This is a genomic window from Niastella yeongjuensis (genome assembly GCF_900110245.1).
Lineage (GTDB): Bacteria > Bacteroidota > Bacteroidia > Chitinophagales > Chitinophagaceae > Niastella > Niastella yeongjuensis.
On the sequence record NZ_FOCZ01000010.1, the window covers coordinates 249,032 to 269,878 of the forward strand.

At 44.3% G+C, this 20,847-nt stretch carries 19 protein-coding genes; 13 read left to right on the forward strand and 6 right to left on the reverse strand.

What is annotated here, in order from left to right; translation table 11 throughout:
* Positions 1–29: 29 nt before the first annotated feature.
* The 3 genes from BMX95_RS24915 to BMX95_RS24925 are packed head-to-tail and all read right to left on the reverse strand — an operon-like array spanning position 30 to position 1,696.
* Positions 30–584, reverse strand: a complete 555-nt coding sequence (locus tag BMX95_RS24915; protein ID WP_081197109.1) for a phage tail protein — start codon at positions 582–584, stop codon at positions 30–32.
* A gap of 15 nt (positions 585–599) precedes the next feature.
* The gene (locus BMX95_RS24920; protein WP_081197108.1) at positions 600–1,139 is read right to left on the reverse strand and encodes a phage tail protein; all 540 of its coding nucleotides are present in this window, start codon (positions 1,137–1,139) and stop codon (positions 600–602) included.
* A gap of 23 nt (positions 1,140–1,162) precedes the next feature.
* Positions 1,163–1,696 carry a phage tail protein gene (locus BMX95_RS24925; RefSeq protein WP_081197107.1) on the reverse strand — a complete coding sequence of 178 codons (534 nt, stop codon included), beginning with the start codon at positions 1,694–1,696 and terminating at the stop codon, positions 1,163–1,165.
* Positions 1,697–2,092: 396 nt separating this feature from the next.
* Here BMX95_RS24925 and sufB point away from each other — a divergent pair, with 396 nt between their 5' ends.
* The 7 genes from sufB to BMX95_RS24960 all read left to right on the forward strand — a co-directional run bounded on the left by sufB (position 2,093) and on the right by BMX95_RS24960 (position 8,300).
* Positions 2,093–3,538 carry a Fe-S cluster assembly protein SufB gene (gene sufB / locus BMX95_RS24930; RefSeq protein WP_081197106.1) on the forward strand — a complete coding sequence of 482 codons (1,446 nt, stop codon included), beginning with the start codon at positions 2,093–2,095 and terminating at the stop codon, positions 3,536–3,538.
* A 173-nt stretch (positions 3,539–3,711) separates the two neighbouring features.
* Complete coding sequence (gene sufC / locus BMX95_RS24935) at positions 3,712–4,470, forward strand: Fe-S cluster assembly ATPase SufC (protein WP_081197105.1); 759 nt, start codon at positions 3,712–3,714, stop codon at positions 4,468–4,470.
* Between the two features lie 15 nt (positions 4,471–4,485).
* Entirely contained in the window at positions 4,486–5,787 is a 1,302-nt protein-coding gene (gene sufD, locus BMX95_RS24940; protein ID WP_081197104.1) for a Fe-S cluster assembly protein SufD, read from the forward strand.
* The gene (locus BMX95_RS24945) at positions 5,784–7,025 is read left to right on the forward strand and encodes a cysteine desulfurase (RefSeq protein ID WP_081197103.1); all 1,242 of its coding nucleotides are present in this window, start codon (positions 5,784–5,786) and stop codon (positions 7,023–7,025) included. Before sufD ends, BMX95_RS24945 begins: the two co-directional genes overlap by 4 nt.
* Before the next feature lie 2 nt (positions 7,026–7,027).
* Positions 7,028–7,474 (forward strand): SufE family protein, encoded by a 447-nt coding sequence (locus BMX95_RS24950; RefSeq protein WP_081197102.1) that lies wholly within the window; start codon positions 7,028–7,030, stop codon positions 7,472–7,474.
* Complete coding sequence (locus BMX95_RS24955) at positions 7,467–7,778, forward strand: iron-sulfur cluster assembly protein (RefSeq protein ID WP_014216536.1); 312 nt, start codon at positions 7,467–7,469, stop codon at positions 7,776–7,778. Before BMX95_RS24950 ends, BMX95_RS24955 begins: the two co-directional genes overlap by 8 nt.
* 18 nt (positions 7,779–7,796) lie before the next feature.
* Positions 7,797–8,300 (forward strand): RrF2 family transcriptional regulator, encoded by a 504-nt coding sequence (locus BMX95_RS24960; RefSeq protein WP_081197101.1) that lies wholly within the window; start codon positions 7,797–7,799, stop codon positions 8,298–8,300.
* Positions 8,301–8,370: 70 nt separating this feature from the next.
* On the opposite strand, the gene BMX95_RS35065 is transcribed toward BMX95_RS24960, so the two are convergent.
* Both BMX95_RS35065 and BMX95_RS24965 read right to left on the reverse strand, forming a co-directional pair.
* Positions 8,371–8,523, reverse strand: a complete 153-nt coding sequence (locus BMX95_RS35065) for a hypothetical protein (RefSeq protein ID WP_165758783.1) — start codon at positions 8,521–8,523, stop codon at positions 8,371–8,373.
* A 133-nt stretch (positions 8,524–8,656) separates the two neighbouring features.
* A complete protein-coding gene (locus tag BMX95_RS24965) occupies positions 8,657–9,628 on the reverse strand; it encodes a helix-turn-helix transcriptional regulator (RefSeq protein WP_081197100.1) in 972 nt (323 codons plus the stop codon).
* 154 nt (positions 9,629–9,782) lie between these two features.
* Here BMX95_RS24965 and BMX95_RS24970 point away from each other — a divergent pair, with 154 nt between their 5' ends.
* Positions 9,783–11,402 (forward strand): FAD-dependent monooxygenase, encoded by a 1,620-nt coding sequence (locus BMX95_RS24970; RefSeq protein WP_165758782.1) that lies wholly within the window; start codon positions 9,783–9,785, stop codon positions 11,400–11,402.
* A 211-nt stretch (positions 11,403–11,613) separates the two neighbouring features.
* Here BMX95_RS24970 and BMX95_RS24975 read toward each other — a convergent pair whose 3' ends face one another.
* Complete coding sequence (locus BMX95_RS24975) at positions 11,614–12,057, reverse strand: hypothetical protein (protein ID WP_133053817.1); 444 nt, start codon at positions 12,055–12,057, stop codon at positions 11,614–11,616.
* A gap of 234 nt (positions 12,058–12,291) precedes the next feature.
* Here BMX95_RS24975 and BMX95_RS24980 point away from each other — a divergent pair, with 234 nt between their 5' ends.
* The 5 genes from BMX95_RS24980 (at position 12,292) to BMX95_RS25000 (ending at position 20,645) form a co-directional block, all read left to right on the forward strand.
* The gene (locus BMX95_RS24980; protein WP_133053816.1) at positions 12,292–12,510 is read left to right on the forward strand and encodes a hypothetical protein; all 219 of its coding nucleotides are present in this window, start codon (positions 12,292–12,294) and stop codon (positions 12,508–12,510) included.
* A gap of 358 nt (positions 12,511–12,868) precedes the next feature.
* Positions 12,869–13,465 carry an RNA polymerase sigma-70 factor gene (locus BMX95_RS24985; protein ID WP_081197096.1) on the forward strand — a complete coding sequence of 199 codons (597 nt, stop codon included), beginning with the start codon at positions 12,869–12,871 and terminating at the stop codon, positions 13,463–13,465.
* Positions 13,466–13,612: 147 nt separating this feature from the next.
* The gene (locus BMX95_RS24990) at positions 13,613–14,833 is read left to right on the forward strand and encodes a FecR family protein (RefSeq protein ID WP_081197095.1); all 1,221 of its coding nucleotides are present in this window, start codon (positions 13,613–13,615) and stop codon (positions 14,831–14,833) included.
* Between the two features lie 841 nt (positions 14,834–15,674).
* Positions 15,675–19,244: a SusC/RagA family TonB-linked outer membrane protein gene (locus BMX95_RS24995; RefSeq protein ID WP_081197094.1), complete on the forward strand. Its 3,570-nt coding sequence runs from the start codon at positions 15,675–15,677 to the stop codon at positions 19,242–19,244.
* 24 nt (positions 19,245–19,268) lie between these two features.
* A complete protein-coding gene (locus BMX95_RS25000; RefSeq protein WP_081197093.1) occupies positions 19,269–20,645 on the forward strand; it encodes a RagB/SusD family nutrient uptake outer membrane protein in 1,377 nt (458 codons plus the stop codon).
* Positions 20,646–20,847 lie beyond the last annotated feature (202 nt).

The window sequence follows — 20,847 nt, forward strand, 5'->3', positions numbered from 1 at the left end:
TTTGGGGCGTAGAAATGAAACAAAAGATGTTAAATGGTAGAGATTGGTAATTGTCCCTGAACACAAATAATAAAATTTATTGCCAGTACCGGTTGAATAAGGTTTATTGGGGTGAGCGTATCGGCTCCTGCGCTTGAGGTTTGCTGAACACTTTGTACCGTGGGCATGGTGGTGCCTGAAGGCATCGTAGTCGCATACATGTTTTTCCCGGGGATCCTGGCCGGGTAGTTATTAAAAGGTACGTCGGTATTTCCATAGCCTGTATAGCAATTCATGCCAACGTTGGGCAGGGTATGGGAATGTACCGGAAAATTATTCGGCTGTAGGGTAACCGTTTCTACTCCTCCTTTTTGTCCCACGGAATAGGCGCTTAACCCGGCGCCCTGGCCGGCACCCACAGGCATGCGGCTACGCAGATCGGGTAGTGCAAAGTTGGTGGTGCCATTACCACCATACCGGGTGCCCAGGACGTAAAATACAACGGTGTTTGTTGCAATGGAGAGCAACTGGCCCTGACAGAACATCCAGTTCTTGGGTGCAAAGTTGCCTGCGAATAATTTAATGTCTCCTATATAGCCATCCATAATGATAATATTAGGTTAGGGTTGCGGAATAATGCCATCGAAACAAATAATATAGCTGATGACCAGGTAAGGCTTTAAGTTAGTGATGGCATTGGGAACAGCGGTGCCTACACCCCAAATGGTGAGGGCAGTGGGCTGGGCAGCCATTTGGGTATTGGCCACCGTTGAATAGATATAATCACCGTTTACTGCCTGGTAGTTGCCGGCAATGCTTGTTTTGTGGCCATCTTCGCTCGACACCAGTAAGCCGGTTCCATTATAGGTATGCGTGTGGGTGGGCAAATTATTTACAGTCAACGTATTTGTTTCCGTGCCGCCTGTTTCGCCCAGGTTATAATTGGGGAGCCCCACTCCCTGGCCGGCGCCAATGGGCGCCCGGCTTTGCAGATCAGGAACTTTAAAGTCGTTGATGCCGTCGCCGCCGTAGGTGGTGCCGATCAATTGAAATAAGTTATCATAGTCGCCAGGATTCAATGACCGGCCATCACAAAATACCCAGCCAGCAGGGGCAAAGTTGCCGGCAAACAACTTGATCTCACCAATAACATTATCCATAATATACTTTTGATAAAACTGAATTAGGTGGTAGCAATGATGCCCGAGAGGCAAATAATGTAGTGAATGGCCTGAAAAGGCATCCTGTTATCAAGGGGCGTATTGTTGCCCGAGTTGTTCAACGTAATATTGTAATTCATGGTAACGCCGTCATGCTGGCTATCGAATTTGGCGGTACCGTCGCCACTGGCGAAATAATTACCCATAGGCGAATCTGAGTCAGGCGCCTGGGTAGAAGCACTGGCAGCAATGGAACCGATTATCTGATGCGTGTGTGCGGGCAATTGGTCGGTGGTTAAGGTATTGGTCGTTGTACCGGTTTGCTGGCCCAGGGTATAGGTGGAAAGTGAATTCCCGCTGCCGAAACCAATGGGAGCTCTTCCGCGGTAATCGGGCAGGGCAAAAGTAGTAATGGCGTCACCGCCATAAGTATTACCGATTACTGAAAATAATTCGAGATACTGACTTACGGCCAGGAACTGACCATGACAAAATGCCCAACCCTGGGGTTCAAAGTCTGCTGCGAATAAGCGGATCTCACCAACATATCCATCCATAGGGAAATGAAATTTAGCGTACGAAAGAAGAACAAAAGTAGAAGTCTATTGTGCATTTCGCTATGAAAACCACCGGTTTATTGGCCTTGTCTACACTTTGTCCATGTTTAATAACCCAAATTTTGATGTCGCTGATGCAGAAACGGGTTTCTGACCTACCTTTGCGCCGCAAACAGGTTTCCTGTACAATATTCTACCCGCTGAACCGACTTATCAGTTAGTGCCCGATCACTAGGGCCATTTCTCTAAAATCAATTGATAATCAGCGTTTGTCTTGATAAATAATAACTATCCCACAATAAAAAGAAATGATGTATCCCTGTTTATACTTTTTAGTATAGATTGTCGTACCTTTGTGCTCCTAAACAGAAAATAGGTCAATTCAAAAGATTTGCTATGAACAATGAGCTTAGTGCAATTGAAAAAACGGTTCTCAGTGATTACAAATATGGCTTTGTAACGGAAATTGAAGCGGATGAAGCACCTCCCGGACTAAATGAGGATACCATCCGTTTTATTTCAGCCAAAAAAAATGAACCGGAGTGGATGTTGGAATGGCGCCTGAAAGCTTATAACCACTGGCTTAAGATGCAGGAGCCTAACTGGGCCAATATTAAATATGACCCCATTAATTATCAGAGTATTAAGTATTATTCTGCCCCTAAACAGAAAAAGAAGGTCAACAGCCTCGATGAAATTGATCCTGAATTACGCAAAACATTCGAAAAGCTGGGTATTTCGCTCGATGAGCAAAAACGCCTTTCCGGTGTGGCCATCGATGCGGTGATCGACAGCGTATCAATAGGTACCACTTTTAAGGAACAACTGGCTGAACTGGACATTATCTTCTGCTCTATCAGCGAGGCCATTCAGGAGCATCCTGAACTGGTAAAAAAATACATCGGTTCGGTAGTGCCTATTACCGATAACTTTTTCTCGGCCCTGAACGCTGCTGTATTCAGCGACGGTTCATTCTGCTATATCCCCAAAGGCGTTCGCTGCCCCATGGAATTATCAACCTACTTCCGCATAAATGCAGAAGGTACCGGTCAGTTTGAGCGCACGCTTTTGATTGCCGACGAAGGCAGCTATGTTAGCTACCTCGAAGGATGTACAGCTCCTATTCGTGATGAAAATCAGTTACACGCTGCCGTGGTTGAACTGATTGCACATGAAAATGCCGAGATCAAATATTCAACTGTACAAAACTGGTATCCCGGCGATAAAGATGGCAAAGGCGGTATTTACAACTTTGTAACCAAACGCGGTATTTGCCAGGGCGCCCATTCCAAGATCTCCTGGACGCAGGTGGAAACCGGCTCCTCCATTACGTGGAAATACCCCAGCGTAATTTTGAAAGGTGATTATTCAGTAGGTGAGTTTTATTCAGTAGCCGTTACCAATAACCACCAGCAGGCCGATACCGGAACAAAAATGATGCACCTGGGTAAACATACCCGCAGCCGTATTGTATCGAAAGGTATTTCGGCCGGGGTAAGCCAGAACAGCTATCGCGGTCTGGTACATGTGGGTAAGAACGCGGCCAATGCCCGTAACTTCTCACAGTGCGACTCCTTATTATTAGGTGACAAATGCGGCGCGCATACCTTCCCTTATATTGAAGTGAAGAACAATTCGGCTGTAGTAGAGCATGAAGCCACTACTTCAAAAATTGGTGAAGACCAGATCTTCTATTGCAACCAGCGCGGTATCGATACCGAAACAGCCGTTGCCCTGATCATCAATGGTTTTGCCAAGGAAGTAATGAACCAGTTACCCATGGAGTTCGCCGTTGAAGCGCAGAAGCTGCTGGCGATTAGTTTGGAAGGTAGTGTTGGTTAAGTTGACGTGTTGACCCGCCTACGCCAAGGCTTCGGCAGGCGAAGCAGGTTAACAGGTTGACAGGGTTGGAAAATTAATAGTTTAAAATAATAGCGCGAGGCTGTATTCCTCCCCCTCCACCGGAGGGGGTCGGGGGGAGGCCGAAGTTTCACGATTAAATTATATCATTTATTATGTTATCAATTCACAACTTGCATGCAAGTATTGACGAGAAGAAAATTTTGAAAGGTATTAACCTCGAAATTAAACCAGGTGAAGTGCATGCCATCATGGGACCGAATGGATCTGGTAAAAGCACCCTGGCGTCTGTACTGGCCGGCCGTGAAGATTACACTGTAACAGATGGCTCCGTTACCTTTGCTGGTAAAGACCTGTTTGAATTATCTCCTGAAGAAAGAGCCGGTGAAGGTTTGTTCCTCGCATTTCAATACCCTGTTGAAATACCAGGTTTAAGCACTACCAACTTTATAAAAACTGCGGTGAACGAAGTACGTAAGTACCGTGGCGAAGAAGCACTGGATGCAGTGGCGTTCTTAAAACTCATGAAAGAGAAAATGGCCATGGTGAACATCGATCAGTCATTGCTGAGCCGTTCACTGAACGAAGGTTTCTCTGGTGGTGAAAAGAAAAGAAATGAAGTATTCCAGATGGCTATGCTGAATCCCAAACTGGCCATTCTCGATGAAACCGATTCAGGTCTGGATATCGATGCCATCCGCATTGTAGCCAATGGCGTAAATAAATTACGCAACAAAGATAATGCAGTGCTGGTAGTAACCCACTATCAACGCCTGCTTGATTATATCGTTCCTGATGTTATACATATTTTGTACAATGGACGAATTGTAAAATCTGGCCCTAAAGAACTGGCACTCGAGCTGGAAGAAAGAGGGTATGATTTTATCAAAGAACAGTTTAAAGCAGAAGCGTAGTACAAAACTTACACAATGAACAATTTAGAATATATTAAGGAGCGGTTTAATCAACTTCCTGTTGTTAACGAGCAGAATGGATTGGGCGTTATTCGTCAGAAGGCATTTGATGCTTTAAATAAAATGGGTATTCCTACTACCCGCCATGAAGAGTGGAAGTATACCCGTATCGGCAGTTTCTTCAATAAAGAATACAAGTACCATACAGCCGGCGCTTTCAGCGCAGCCGACCTGGCGCCCCTGCGTTTACCAGCCTATGAGCAGGCGAATGAACTGTTCTATATAAACGGGCACTTTTCTCCTGAACTGTCTGTGATCCGTTCAAAAGGGTTAACTGTACAATCGTTACAGGAAGCTTCAAAGAACGAATACAAGGATATAGTATCAAAACACCTGGGGCATAGCAGCAATTATTTAAAAGATGGCATCAATGCCCTGAGCACTGCCTTTGTACAGGATGGTGTGTTTGTACACATCAAAAAAGGCCAGATCATCGAGCACCCCATCTACATTTATAATATCACCGATGCGCGCCAGGCCAATGTGCTGGCACAACCCCGTACACTGGTATATGTTGGCGAGAATGCACAGGTGAAATTTGTAGAAACCTTCAATACCCTGGGTACACAGGAAAGCTTTACCAATCGCGTGATCGAGATCGTGGTAGAGAAAGATGCCATCACCGAGTATTATAAATTACAAACCGATGCGTCACACGCCAGCCAGGTAGCTACCACCCATATTCAACAGATCGGTAAATGCGTTACGCATACTGTTACCGTATCCCTGAATGAAGGTCTGGTACGTAATAACCTGAACATTGTACTGGATGAAGAATATTGCGAAGCGCATTTGTACGGCATCTATTTACAACAGGGACAAAGCCATATCGATAACCATACGGTGGTAGACCATGCCAAACCCCATTGCGAAAGCAATGAGCTGTACAAAGGCATGTTAGATGATCAAAGCACCGGTGTTTTCAATGGAAAGATCTTTGTACGGCAGGATGCGCAAAAAACGAATGCCTACCAAAGCAATAAGAACGTGTTACTGTCTGAAAACGCCAGTGTAAACACCAAGCCACAGCTGGAGATCTTTGCAGACGATGTAAAATGTTCGCACGGTTGTACCATTGGCCGTTTGGATGAGGAGAGTTTGTTTTACCTGCGTTCAAGAGGTATTTCAGAAGCCACTGCCAAATCATTGTTATTACACGGGTTTGCAGTTGATATTCTGGAGCAGATAAAACTGGCCCCCATTCGCGAGTATGTTGATAAACTGATTTCAGAACGTTTGGAATTTGATTTAGCATGATAGAAAGCAACACCATAACAAAGGGACTGGATGTACAGGCCATACGGCAACAGTTCCCGGCGCTGAACCGGCAGGTGAAAGGACAGCCATTAGTATATTTTGATAATGCCGCTACGACTCAGAAGCCGCAAGTGGTGATTGATGCACTGGTTGATTATTATACCAACTATAATGCAAACGTGCATCGGGGTATACATACGCTGGCCGAAGAAGCAACCGCGCTTTTTGAAGCCAGTCGCAATGCCGCCCGGCAATTTATAAATGCATCTTCAAGAGAAGAGATCATCTTTACCCGGGGTACTACCGAAGGCATTAACCTGGTAGCGTATACCTGGGGGCGTAAAAATATAAAAGCAGGGGACGAGATCATTATTACGGAGATGGAACACCACTCCAATATTGTTCCCTGGCAGATCCTGTGCGAAGAAAAAGGCGCCGTGTTGAAAATGATCCCGCAGCGCGACGGTGTGTTGTTGCTGGATGAATATAAAAAGCTGCTGAGTTCAAAAACAAAACTGGTATCCGTAGTGCATGTATCCAATGCATTGGGGACCGTGAACCCGGTAGAAGATATCATTACACTGGCGCACCAGGCCGGCGCCCTGGTGCTGGTAGACGGCGCACAGTCAACCGTTCACCTGGACATAGATGTACAGGCACTGGATTGTGATTTCTTTGCATTCTCTTCCCATAAGGTATATGGCCCAACCGGTATTGGCGTATTGTATGGTAAAAAGCATTTGCTGGAAGCCATGCCGCCGTTTCAGGGTGGGGGAGAAATGATCAAGGAAGTGACGCTGGAAAAAACAACCTATGCCGACCTGCCTTATAAATTTGAAGCCGGTACTCCCAATATTGGCGATGCCGCCGTGCTGAAGACAGCGCTTGAATTTGTAACAAAGATCGGTAAGGAAAAGGTTCGCCACCACGAGAACGAGTTACTGGCCTATGCTACTGGCCTGTTGAAGCAAATACCCGGTGTAACCATCATTGGTAATGCGCCCAATAAAGTAAGCGTAGTGAGCTTTGTGATCGATAAAGTGCATCCGCAGGATATTGGCATTTTGCTCGATAACCGGGGAATAGCAGTAAGGACCGGTCACCATTGCGCACAACCACTGATGGTATGTTATGGTATACCCGGCACCATCAGGGCTTCCTTTGCCATGTACAATACCAAAGAAGAAGTAGACAAGCTGATAGTTGGATTGGAGAAAGCTTTAAAAATGTTATTATAACAATGAGCGAGCATAAGAGTATACAGGCCATTGAAGATGAATTAGTGGAAGAGTTTTCGCTGTTCGATTCATGGGATGATAAATACGAGTACATCATTGACATGGGTAAAAAGCTGGCCCCGTTGGAAAACGAGCACAAGCTCGATGAAAACAAAGTGCGTGGCTGTCAAAGCACCGTATGGCTGGTGAGTGAGTACAACGATGGGCTCATCCGCTTTAAAGCCGATAGCGATGCAATTATTACAAAAGGATTGGTGAGCATGCTCATCAGAGTGCTTTCGAACCATACGCCTGATGAGATCATTGATGCTGACCTGGGATTCATTCAAAAGATAGGTATGACTACCCATTTGGCGCAAACCCGGGCTAACGGGCTGCTCTCGATGGTAAAACAGATGAAGAATTTCGCACTGGCTTATAAAATCAAAAATTCGATGACGCATGGATAACGAAGCGCTGAAAGAAAAAGTAACCGAGGTATTACAAACCATTTTCGATCCTGAAATACCGGTAAGTATCTGGGAGCTGGGTTTGATTTACGAGATAAATATCTTACCGATCAATAACGTTCAGATAGTAATGACATTAACGGCGCCCGGTTGCCCGGCTGCGCAGTCGTTACCGGTAGAAGTAGATCAGAAGGTACGTGAAATAGAAGGTGTGAACGATGTGCATGTGGCCGTTACCTGGACACCAGCCTGGGACAAAAGCATGATGTCGGAAGCAGCACAATTACAACTAGGATTTCTTTAAGCAAGAACTCATTTTTACATGAAAATAACTGCACAGGAAGAATACGGCTTGCGTCTGTTGATCCGCCTTGCGGCTTGCAAGGATCCGAATGGAATGAGCATTCCGCAGTTAAGTGAAGCGGAAGGGATCACCGGCACCTATGTGGCCAAGCTTACCCGTATTCTGCGTATGAAAGGGTTTATAAAAAGTAAACCCGGTAATAAAGGTGGTTACGAGCTGGCAAGGCCCGCAAAGGAAATTGTGATCAATGATGCGTTGAAGGCATTAGGTGGCCCCATGTTCAGTAATGACTTTTGTGGTTCCCATTCAGGTACCATGAAGTTATGTACCAACTCGGTAGATTGTTCAGCCCGTTCGTTGTGGCAAATGATACAATATACATTAGATCAGTTGCTGGATAAGGTAACACTGCACGACCTGGTGAACTCCGAAAAGGAATCGACCAGGATCTTATACAATATGCTGAAACCGGATCCATCGATCATGAAAAGCATTATGAGTATTGTAACACCTGAAGAATAACGATAATTTATTAATAAAAAAGCCCTGACAGCTTTAGCTCGTCAGGGCTTTTTTATTGAGTATTATTAAATCACACCGTAGCTTCAGCAGCCTTCACAACGATCACTTTTGTCTCAGGTTGCGGTGTGGTATTGTAAGCAGCATTATTGGCGGAATAACCGGCTACCAGTAAAATTACAAGCCCGGTTTGGGAACAGACGGATACGACTTGTTGGTAATTCATGGAATACTGTTTTTAAGGATATGGGCCTTTTACTCTGTAAATAACGTACATTTTTGTGGTTTGGTATGTTAATAAACTGTAATCAGTATGAGGCTGTTAGCCGCGACGGGGCTCTTTCCCTCTGCCTTTCATTTCACTTCAACAGGCTGCCCGGGGTAACGCCAAACTTCTTTTTAAATGCCCGTTGAAAGTGTTGCGGGTGGGCATAACCCAGCTCATAGGCAATGGTAGACATGTTCTTTTCTCCTTCATAAATGAGGCGTTTGGCCTCGTTCAACCGGTGTTCATTCACAAAGGCAACCACACTGTTTTCGAATAACTGTTTGAATCCCTTCTTCAATTTGAACTCATTGATCCCACAGAGTTTTGATAACGCTGCTAAGGAAGGCGGATTGTCGCAACGGGCAGTAAGAATATCCCGCGCATGGTATATTTTCTCTTTGTCACTGGCTTGCAGCTTTACAGGTTTGGCAACCGGCGTGGAAGGCTTCAACAATACTTCACATTGCAGGCTAAGCAGGGAGAGGATCTGCGATTCTATAAAAAGCGAGCGCAGTCCGGGTGAGTCGGGGCATTGCCAGATGGTATCGAAGATAAACCGCATGTGGCCGGTGAGTTGCTTTTGCGGCGCCTGCATTACAAAGGAAGTACCACTGGCTATCTTATCGGCAACAGGAGCCAGTTCAGGAATATAACCCGACAACAGCGCGATCATCTTTTCCGGTTGTATATGCACGCCAAACATGCGGTAAGTACCGGTTCCGATCAATTCATTCTTTTCATTTGAATAGGGGTTGAATAAGATATTGTGATAGTCTTTCCCATACAAACAACGGTTCAGCACACCTTCATGGGTTTGATACATATTTCCCTGCAACATGAAATTCATTTCAACAAACGGCAGCGCATTAAAATGCTGCCAGGGCGTCGTTATGGTAGTTGTGTAGTTAATGCTGTCTATAATGCCAATACCGCCGGCGGAGGTTATTTTAACGGTGCCGGTGCGGTCTGGAAAGGGCAGGGCATATTCCCTTACCAAGCCATCGTGCAGCTGAAAGAACGGGTTGAAATCTTCCTTGCGTTTGAATTTGTTCTCCTCTTTCATATGTATGATTGACGATTAAAACGCTAATTTATTTTGCTTCCGCAGCTTACAGCTAACGGCTTAAAGCTTACAGCTGCTTTCCTGGTACAAATTACTCCCGAAAATGCCATCCATCCTTTTCGGAACACAGGAGTTTTGCATAAAATTAAATAGTATGCAGAATAAATCAATTCCTGTACTTATTGTGGGCGGCGGATTAACCGGGTTAACAGCCACCTTATTCCTGTTGAAACAGGGAATAAAAACGTTGCTGATAGAACGTCGCGGTTCCACTTCCATTCATCCCCGGGCACGCGGGTTCGATGTAAGAACGATGGAACTGTTCAGGGAATTGCAGCTTGACCAGGCGATTGTGGAAGCGGGTAAAGCGCTGGCGCCGGCCTGGGGTTTATACCAGGGCGAAACGCTGGAGCAGATCTTACAGAACATCGATCCCGCTAAGCTGAAAGTAAATCATCCCATCAATTTTCCCGGACTGGAAAAGCTGGCAGCCATGAGCCCGGTGGCCGGTGCCCGTTGTACACAGGACCTTTCTGAACCCATCTTGTTACAGGCAGCACAGGAGCGGGGTGCCGACGTCCGGTTCAACACCAGACTGCTTTCATTTACGCAATCGAATGACTGCGTTACCGCTATTATCCAGGATACCATAACCGGCCAGGAAGAAACAATTACCTGTCAGTATCTGATAGCGGCAGACGGCGCAGGCAGCCCCATCCGTAAAACATTACAGGCAGCCACCAGCGGGCATGGTTCGTATGGGCATTTATTGAACATTTATTTTGAAGCCGACCTGGGTGCGCTGGTGAAAGGCCGTGAGTTCAGTATTTGCCGCATTACCCAACCCGGTTTGGATGGCATTCTAACAGCTATTAATAACAGTGATAAATGGGTGTTTCATTTGTATTATGATCCGGCCAAAGGCGAGCGGCCGGAAGATTATACCCATGAACGCCTGGAACAACTGCTGCAACAACTATTGGGAATGCCGCAACTTCCGGTACGTATCATAAGCGTGTTGCCCTGGCAGCCTACCGTGAGTGTAGTGAATGATATGCAGCATGGACGAATACTGCTGGCCGGAGATGCAGCCCATCAAATGACGCCTTATGGCGGAAAGGGCGCAGCCACCGGTGTACAGGATGTACAGAACCTTGCCTGGAAACTGGCCATGGTACTGCAACAACAAGCAGGTGCAGAACTGTTACATACCTATTCAAGCGAGCGGCAACCGGTTGGTAAACAGGTGGCGGAAATGTCGGGTGCACTGGCAGATGACAAAGGGTTGCTGAACATTCCCGGGTTTATGAAGCTGGTATCGTCCTCAACAAAAGAGTACAACCTCGACAAAATGATAACCATGGTGGGGTTACCCGATTTCAAATATGTTTCAGCTGCCATCATCGACAATGAGCAGGAAGAAGAACCCGCTTTATTGAGCGCACAACCCGGAACAAGGGTGCCGCATGTTTGGTTACAAAAAGAACCACAGCAAGTATCCACGCTCGACCTGACTACCCAGCACCTGACACTCATCACCGATGAAGCAGGAACCACCTGGCAACCGGCAGCACAACAGGTAGCGGAAGCGTTGCGTATACCATTACCGGTAGTCACCATTCGGCAAGCGGAATGGAAGTCCATAACCCGGTTACAGGAAGGTGAAGTGATCCTGGTTCGACCCGATGGCTTTGTAGCCTGGCGGCAAACTCTATCGACTGATGCACCGGGTTTGTTGATGCAGGCGGTGAGGAAGATACTGGCGCTGGATTAAATTTGCAGGGGCAGAAGGCAGAGGGCAGAAGGCAGAAAGAAATACAGCAAAGCGCTACCGCGCGATAACTGAAAATAAAACAACCGGTGACAGCCTGTAGCTGCTACCGGTCTGATAATATTTAACAGGGTCTTTTCGAAATTCGCGAGGCCATCTCTGCCTTCTGCCTTCTGCCTTCTGCCCTTTGCCCTTTGCCCTCTGCCTTCTGCCCTTATCTCTTAAGTGTCACCTTATGCGACACATAACCAGTGAAGCCACCAGGCGTATAATGCGGGTCCCACAACTCCATGGCGTTGTTGGTTATATACAGGATCTTATACTGGCAGTTGCCTACGTTTATTTTCAGGTTAGCCTCAGAGTACGTGTAACGGGCAGAATCCAGCGCTTTCATAATGGAGGAATAAAACCTGCCATCTTTTCTGAATTCGAAATAGTCGTCACCCGCACCAATGTAATGGCTGGTATCAGGCGCTGTGTTGGGAGCATAGGCCGTATCGTTGATCTGTACCAGGCTCCAGCGGTTCATCAGTTTTAAGGTAATGCCGGGTTCTTCGTCTTTTTTGCAGGCCCCTATAAACAGGGTGAGTAATGCCATACAGGCGAGAGTGGTTAACGAACGTTTGCCGTTAACACCATTAGCTACGTGGTGAATCATGAAATAACCAAGGTTTTGATTAATGAACAGTAGGTACGTAATTAAGTAACCAATGGCTTTTCATGAATGACGGAGTCATAAATATAAGGAAAATTGAAAAATGTATTGGAGAATAGGGCCAGATGACCGAACTTAGGTTAAGGTCAATTCACCTATTTTTTAAAGAAATCTGCCTAAATCAGGGCTTCGGTGGGTAAAACCCGCCTGTGCTACGGCGGATAAAATACGATTGTTATGCGCAAATCAAGAATGAAAAAGATCAAAACCTATGGGTATAAAAAGAAAAGTGTGATAGTGCCACGGGCTAAAAAAAGGAAAAAGAACTGGTGTGTAGATAAGGAGAAATATGAAGGCTTTATACCCCGGCATGTTATCGACAGACATGAAGGACGCAGAAAAAGGAAAGCGGCGCGTGCGGCCGGCAAGCCCTCACCTTTGCGGGTAGTGAAATAAGATTGTGTTTTGTTTTTTATAAATCAAGAGCTATTCTGTAATGGAGTAGCTCTTTTTGTTTGAAACAGGGGAGATATACCAATATAACGGTTAGAACTAATAAGATGCAGGAAATATCAAAATAGTCCCTACTTATTAAAAAGATTGCTGTTTTTTTGTAACTTAATAGTCAGGCCATTCCGGTGATGTGGAATTAGAGGTGGAGCCCTGCATTGGATAAAACCTTTTTTCATCTTAAATTCGTGCCTATGGGTATCACCTTCCTATAACTTATCCACCTTATTCTCACCAAAGTAATTATTAGCCAGACCATATAATACCAGGGGCGAAGCAACCTAACATGACGCAGGAGTAATCAATGAAATCTAGTCAATTTACTGAGACTCAAATTATTGACGGCTTAAAAAACGACGATAGCCGGGTATTCGACTATTTGTTTAACGAATACTATACTCAATTGCAATACTTTGCAGAACGCCTCATCAGCAACCGGGAAGAAGCCCAGGATATTGTTATTACTTCGTTTCGTAAATTCTGGAGCATCAGAAATAACTTTCAAACCGCTAATAATATAAAGGCATTTTTCTATATAACCGTTCGTAACCAGTGCCTGGATTTCCTGCGGTACAGGCAACGGTTCAACGAAGTGAAAAAGGAATATGAAACGCACCTGCTTGCTGCCGATGAATTGCAACAGACAGATAATCTGATCATTGAAACAGACCTCATCAACAAGATCTACCAGGAGGTACAGAAGCTTCCCAACCGGTGTCGCGAGATCTTTATCCTCACTTATTTCAAGGGATTGAAAACAAAGGAGATCGCCATCGCCCTCCAAATTTCCGAGAGTGCCGTAACCACACAAAGATCATTGGCCATCAAATACTTAAAGCACGCATTTTCACAGGAAGGCTATATTTTCTTTTGCCTGGTGCTGGCCAGTCTGGACCGTTAGAGATAGTAAAAAAAAATATTTTAATTTCTTTTGGACAAACTCACTGTGCCATCCGTTTCTATTAAATAACGGTTACCATATTGTTATTTTTTCGGTTAAGGCAGTGCTTACAATTTTTATCAGATCACATTTTTAAAAGCTTTATGAATGGCTGACGAATCGTATAACCTTTCCAATGCGTTGTTCGAGGTGGGAAGTCTCCTGCTGAAGCACAACCAGGGCGAGCTTACCGAAGAAGAACAAACAACACTGGATAATTGGGTAAATGCATCAGCAGCAAATAAACAGCTCTTTGCCACACTGACCAATAATGAGGACCTGCAGGCAAAGTTGAATCAGCTGCATGAAATAGAAGGAACGAAAGAAACAGCCAGGAAACGGGTTATGGAATCGCTTTTTGCCGGCACTATAGTAACACCTATCGGACGCAGTACCACCCGCAGCCTCTGGAAAACAATGGCAGCAGCCGTGGCCATAACCGCAGTAGCAGGAACGGGTACCTGGTTATTATTGAAAAACAATAAGACCCAACCCGTAGCGGTTGTTCAACCGGCAGGAAATAACGCTGCCGGGATAACGCCTGGGGCTTATAAGGCCCAGCTGGTACTCGATGATGGATCAACGATTGTGCTGGACAGTGCAGGCAGCGGCAAACTGGCACAGCAGGGTAATATGCAGGTGATGAACCGGGATGGACAACTGCAGTATCAACCCGATGCAACCACAGAAAAAAGATCATTGTACAATACATTAAAAACAGCGCGGGGACAAATGTATCCCGTAAAACTATCAGATGGTAGCGCTGTATGGCTCAACTCTTCCTCTTCAATCCGTTTTCCTGTAGCATTTAATGAACAGGAAAGAAGAGTTGAAATTACGGGCGAGGCTTACTTTGAAGTAGCGCACAACGACAAAAAGCCCTTCCGGGTTTCAGTAAACGGCGTAGATGTGCAGGTAGTGGGGACGGTGTTTAACATCAACTCTTATAACGATGAAGAAGCTATGAGAACAACGTTGCTGCAGGGCTCAGTAAAGTTGACGAAAGGCCGTCAGCAGGTGATGATAAAACCGGGTGAGCAGGCAGCCGTGCACGATAATACAATTAAAGTGAATACCGGCGTGAATGTGAATAAGGAAATTGCCTGGAAGAATGGATTGTTCTATTTCAAAAATGAGAACCTGAAGGCCATTATGCGGCAGATCTCGCGCTGGTACGATGTGGATGTGGTGTATGAAGGAAAAATAAGCAACGACGAAATAAGCGGTAAAATATACAGGACTGCAAATCTGTCCGAGGTATTGAAGCTGTTGAATGTGCTGGATGTGCAGTATAAAATTGAAGGGAAAAAGTTGATCATTAAAGGTTAACGTTTTTCGCTGGTAATTATAAAGATTACTGGTACAAAGTGTATCCTTATTCGTATTTATATACAGGGATCAGCAGGAGTACAATCGATGCAACAATAAATATAGCCATGAAAAAGTGAAACAAATATGTAAACCGAATGCCCGAGCTGGCTACGGCTGCATAGCAGACCTTATTCACTGTGTAATTGATTGAAATACGGTGCTGTCGGAAATGATTGCGTAGAAGTATTATGGATAACGCTTTATGTAATGATGACGGCAGCACTGTTTTTTTAAGGATAAAAATTTAGGACCGGGTAGTAATAGTGCACTGCCCAAAGGATGTCCAGATCCATGAAAAGCAACATTGGTTGTTGGCCTGAACCCGATACAACCATAATAGAAAACTGTTAAAACCGCTACGAAAATGAAAGCAACAAGGCAACATGCAAGCCACTGTTTGGTTATTGGTATGACCATAATGAGCTTCACCTTTATCACACTCCCTTTATATCTTATCCTTTCTACCAACGAAAGCAAATCGTCAGGAGGTTCCGGGTCCGGAATCAGATTCTTATATCATCCCTTTTTAGCAACCGGCGAACATCAGCTTGTTACACCTTCTTTAACAAGGTAGCCGGTTGCATTTGTTTCTCAGTCCAATACCATTGATCATATTGACCACACCTTCTTCCTAACGAATCATTGCCATAGCCTACAGCTAACCATAACCAAATCCGCATTTAGTTAACCGTAACGGACAGGCAAAAAATTGCCGATTGTGTCGTAACCACAACCGGCTGTTTGGGCTAACTAAATAAAACGTTGGGCGTTCTATTAATTAACCTATTACAACAAAACTATGACAGATTTTATATCTGGCAAAGCTGCTATTGCCGGGTGCAAACCTGTGCTGTATAGACTAAAATGGGAATTGACAAAAACATTGCGGATCATGAAGTTAGCTGCTTTTTTTCTGTTTGCTGCTGCGATGCATGTTTCGGCTAAAGGGTTAACCCAGGAAAAGATCACCCTTTCCCTGAAAAATGCGCCTCTCGAAAAAGTGTTTAACGCGATTGAGAACCAGTCGGGTTTTGTTTTCATTTATAAGAACGAAACTGTAAAAGATAAAAAGGTCAGTATCCAGGTAACCAATGTTTCGCTGGCGGAGGCCCTGGATGAATGTTTAAGAGGGCAGGCCCTGTTGTACCAGATCGTGGGTAAAAGTGTTGCCATCAAAACAGCATTTAAAACAATAGACCTTGTTGAAAATGAAACTGCCAATGCCCCGCCGTTGATAGATGTAAAGGGAAAGGTGCTGAATGAAAAAGGAGATCCCGTGGAAGGGGTAACCGTTCGGGTGAAAGGATCAGAGAAGTTTACCCTGACAGATAAAAACGGCGAGTTCTCCCTGGTAACGGTGGAAAGAGACGCCGTTTTGTTATTCACCCACATTACCATGGATGCTTTTGAATTGAAGGTGAGCGGACAAACGGAGTTGTTGATCAAGTTGCGGACGAAGGTGAGTTCATTGGGCGAAGTAGTGGTGAGTGTGAATACCGGTTATCAGCAGGTAAGTAAGGAACGGTTTGTGGGGTCTGTGAGTACATTGGATAGTGCAGCGTATAACCGAAGAGCAGGAATGGATATCCTTAGCAGGCTGGATGGAACGGTAACAGGGATCCTGTTCGACAAGAAGGGTTCAAGTGACAATCCATTACAAAACATAACGATCAGGGGAATAAGCACATTGGATAATTTAGGTTCCCCCTCCAAAGCGCCGCTGATCATCGTTGACAATTTCCCCTTTCGCCAGGACCTGTCTGCAATCAATCCCAATGATGTAGAAAGCGTGAATATTTTAAAAGATGCCGCCGCTGCTTCCATTTGGGGAGCGCAGGCGGGAAATGGTGTTATTGTAATCACTACAAAAAAAGGAAAATATAACCAACCTTTACACGTATCAGTAGCTTCAAATATTACTATGCAGGAGAAGCCGGATCAATACTATTATCCTCAAATGCGTATTGCTGACTTTATCGATGCAGAGATCTTTCTATTTAACAAGGGTAGATATGATGCAGATTTTACAAATGCTGAATTACCTGTTGTTTCACCGGTAGTGGAATTATTAAACAAACGCCGGGCGGGGATAATCAGTGCTGCCGATTCTGCCAGCCAGATCGATGCTATGAAGCAACTTGACCTTCGGCGCGACCTTGATAAATATGCTTACCGTCAAGCCATTTCACAACAACACTATATTAACATAAATGGTGGCAACAGCTCCCTGAACTACAGCTTTGCTGCAGGCTATAACAAAAATTTAAATAACGTAAGAAATAGTAAACCCGATGATCAGTTTACCATAAATACTACGGCAGGGATGCGTGTTGCAAAAGGGTTGGAGGTGAATACGGGCGTTTTTTTTACGCAGGGTAAACAAAGAAGCACCAATTTTTCATTGCCTTCAAAGACTTATCCTTATGCACAACTGGCCGATGCCGAAGGTAATGCATTGGCTTTGCCTTTTGGAAGGCGTCTTTCCTATACAGATACCGCAGGTGACGGCAATTTGCTCGATTGGAAATACCGGCCACTGGATGAAACCGGGCTAACGGATATAGAAAACAATACCAGGGCAATAATTTTGAACCTGGGTGCTACATACAAAGTTACGAACTGGTTAAGTGCAGCCGTAAGTTATCAGTACAGCAATAATACCTCCAACACCGACAATTATCATGGCCTGGCATCTTATTATACAAGGAACCTCATTAATCTGTATACCAACCTGAACCAATCCAACGCAGATCTTCGTAATCCAATTCCAATAGGTGCCATCCTGGAACAATCGATGAATGAGTCGGTCAGTCAAAATGTAAGGGCGCAATTGAATTTTAATAAAAGATTTGGTGGCAGGCATAATTTGAGTGGAATGCTGGCAACAGACAGGTCGGAAACAAAAGCATCTGGAAATGTTTCCAGATATTATAACTATAATAAAGAAAACGGGAGTTATAAATCTGCCATTGATTACTTAACCGTCTTTCCCTTGTCTACTTTTGGTAATCAACAAATCCCGCCCATTATGTTAGTTCCGGGAACAAATAACCGGTTTGTTTCGTTTCTTGGCAATGCTTCCTATTCTTATAATGATCGGTATAATTTATATGCCAGTGCCAGAAAAGAAGGCTCCAATGTTTTTGGTGTAAACACAAATAAAAAATGGAAGCCGTTATGGTCTGCGGGTGCGAGCTGGGATCTGTCAAAGGAAAATTTTTATCACATCAGTTGGATGCCCAATATGCGGGTTAAATTTTCTTATGGGTATACCGGAAGTCCGGGTACTGCAAGCGGATTACCTACCATTATTTATGGCCGTCCTGCGGATTATACAAATTTGCCAAGCGCTTCTCCAAACGATCCCCCCAACCCTGATCTAAGGTGGGAAAAGATCAGAACAATAAATACAGGCGTGGATTTTGGGTTGTTTAATAACAGGGTTACAGGAACTATAGATGTGTTTCAGAAAAGGGCCACCGATCTGATTGCACCAACATTTCTGGCGCCTTCAACAGGCGTTAACCTATATACCATCAATGTAGCGAGTTTGAAAGGAAACGGGTATGAATTGAATGTAACTTCAAAAAATTTTACAGGTGATTTTACGTGGCAGACCCATTTTGGATTAAGTTATTCAAAAACAATTGTTGAAAAGTTATTTGTTAACAATCCTGCTACTTCTTATTTCGTCGGTTACGGGTTAAATGCCGTTGAAGGGAAAGTTGCGTATGGGTTAGGTAGTTATAAATGGGAAGGGCTTGATCCTGCTACGGGTGATCCGCGTGGACGATTGGGCAAAGAGATCTCAACCAACTATACTGCTATTTTTAATGACTCCATACAGAACCAGGTTTTTCATGGATCAGCACAACCGCTTTATTCGGGATTTATTGGTAATTCGTTTAGCTGGAAAAATTTAACGTTCTCGGCCAATATCACCTATCGCCTTCAATTTTATTTTAGAAAACCTACCATTAGTTATTCTGACCTGGCTAATAATTGGAACGGACATGCCGATTATGGTTTGAGGTGGCAAAAGCCCGGTGATGAAATGAGCACAACGGTGCCTTCATTTACTTACCCTACCAATACCAACCGCGACCTGTTCTATAAAAACTCTGAAATAAATGTATTGCGGGGGGATAATGTAAGGCTGCAAGATGTTCGGTTACAATACGTATGGAATGAGAATAAGAAAAAACATCTTCCTTTTAAATCACTGAATGTATTTGTTTATGTAAATAATATAAATGTAATACTATGGCGTAAGAACGACTCTGATCTGGATCCTGATTTTGTTGGAGGCGCATTTTTCATGACGCCAACACCTGTTTCCTGGACCGGGGGGATAAATATCAATTTTTAAAGGAAGACGCTAATCAAAAAAGTTATGCATCAAAATATTACTTTAAGAACATGTCTCAAAATAATACCATTGTTTTCCATGGTGTTGGCAATGAATAGTTCCTGTAAAAAGTATCTGAATGAAAAGCCAAAGCAAAACCTGGCAACTCCATCCACGCTAAGTGATTTGCAGGCCTTGTTAGATAACGGCTATTCCAATGGTAACTCCACTTGTTATTCTGAATTTCTTGCTGATAATTATTATTTAACAGCTTCAGCCTGGAGTGGAGCAACTATCGATGATCGCTTAAATTATACATGGGATAAGGATGCCAAATTGATTAGCCGCAGCAGTATCTGGAATGCACCTTATTCCGCGATTTATAATGCCAACCTGGTTTTGGATTATTTGCCTAACATAAAAATAAGTGCATCAGACTCTACTTCGTATAAGAATATAAAAGGCACGGCGCTTTTTTGCAGGGCTTTTATGTTTTATCAGCTTGCCCAGTTATTTTGTAAACCCTTTACTTCATCTGCTGCTACCGATCTGGGAATAGTATTGAGAACAACGGCTGCTGTAGAAGCGGCATCAACCCGGTCTACAGTTCAGCAAACATATGATCAAATAATAAACGATCTAACGATCGCTTCAGTGTTTTTACCCGCCACAACGCTGTTTTCAACACAGCCTAACAATGCTGCTGCCTGTGGTTTACTGGCGCGGGTTTATTTATCCATGCGGGATTACGAAAATGCGGGTATTTATGCAGGCAAAGCGTTGAACCTGAATAACTCCCTGTTGAATTATAATGCTATAACGAAGATCCCGGGATTTAAGCAAAACCCCGAGATCCAGTTTCTAAGCCGGGGAGGATATGGGCCTATCGGTCTTTTTGATCCAGCTGCCAGCAGAGTTGATTCAAACCTTTATAAAACATATGGTGCCGATGATCTAAGAAAGCAAATATGTTTTACAGTTAGTGCGGGAGCGGTGTCATGGCAAGGCAGTTATACATCTGAATTCATACATGTATATGATCCGTTTGATGGGGTTGCTAATGACGAGATCTATCTTGTCAGGGCAGAATGCCTTGCAAGAGCAGGAAGTAAAGACGCCGCCATGGCTGATTTGAATACATTGTTGAAAAATAGATACAAGGCGGGGACTTTTACAGGCCTCACTGCCAGCGATGCCAATGATGCATTGAATATAATACTTACCGAGCGACGAAAAGAATTGGTTTTTAGAGGTCTTCGCTGGACTGACCTCCGCAGGTTTAATGTGGAAGGCGCCAATATTACCCTAAAAAGAGACATTAATGGAACTGTTTATACACTCCCTCCAAATGATCTCAGGTGGTCAATATTAATACCTGAAGTGGAGATCAACCGTTCGGGCATTCAGCAAAATCCAAGGTAATACAGGACTCAAATTTATTCACGAGTAAATCCTTATTAATGCAATTCTCTAAATATATTTTGGCCTTGTGTTGCCTGGGAATAACGGGTGTTGGTTTGGCGCAAAACCCCTTTACAGCCGGCAATATAGTAGTATACCGGATAGGAGACGGCAGTGCTCCGTTGAATGCAACTGCAGCCAAGGTTTTTCTGGATGAATATAC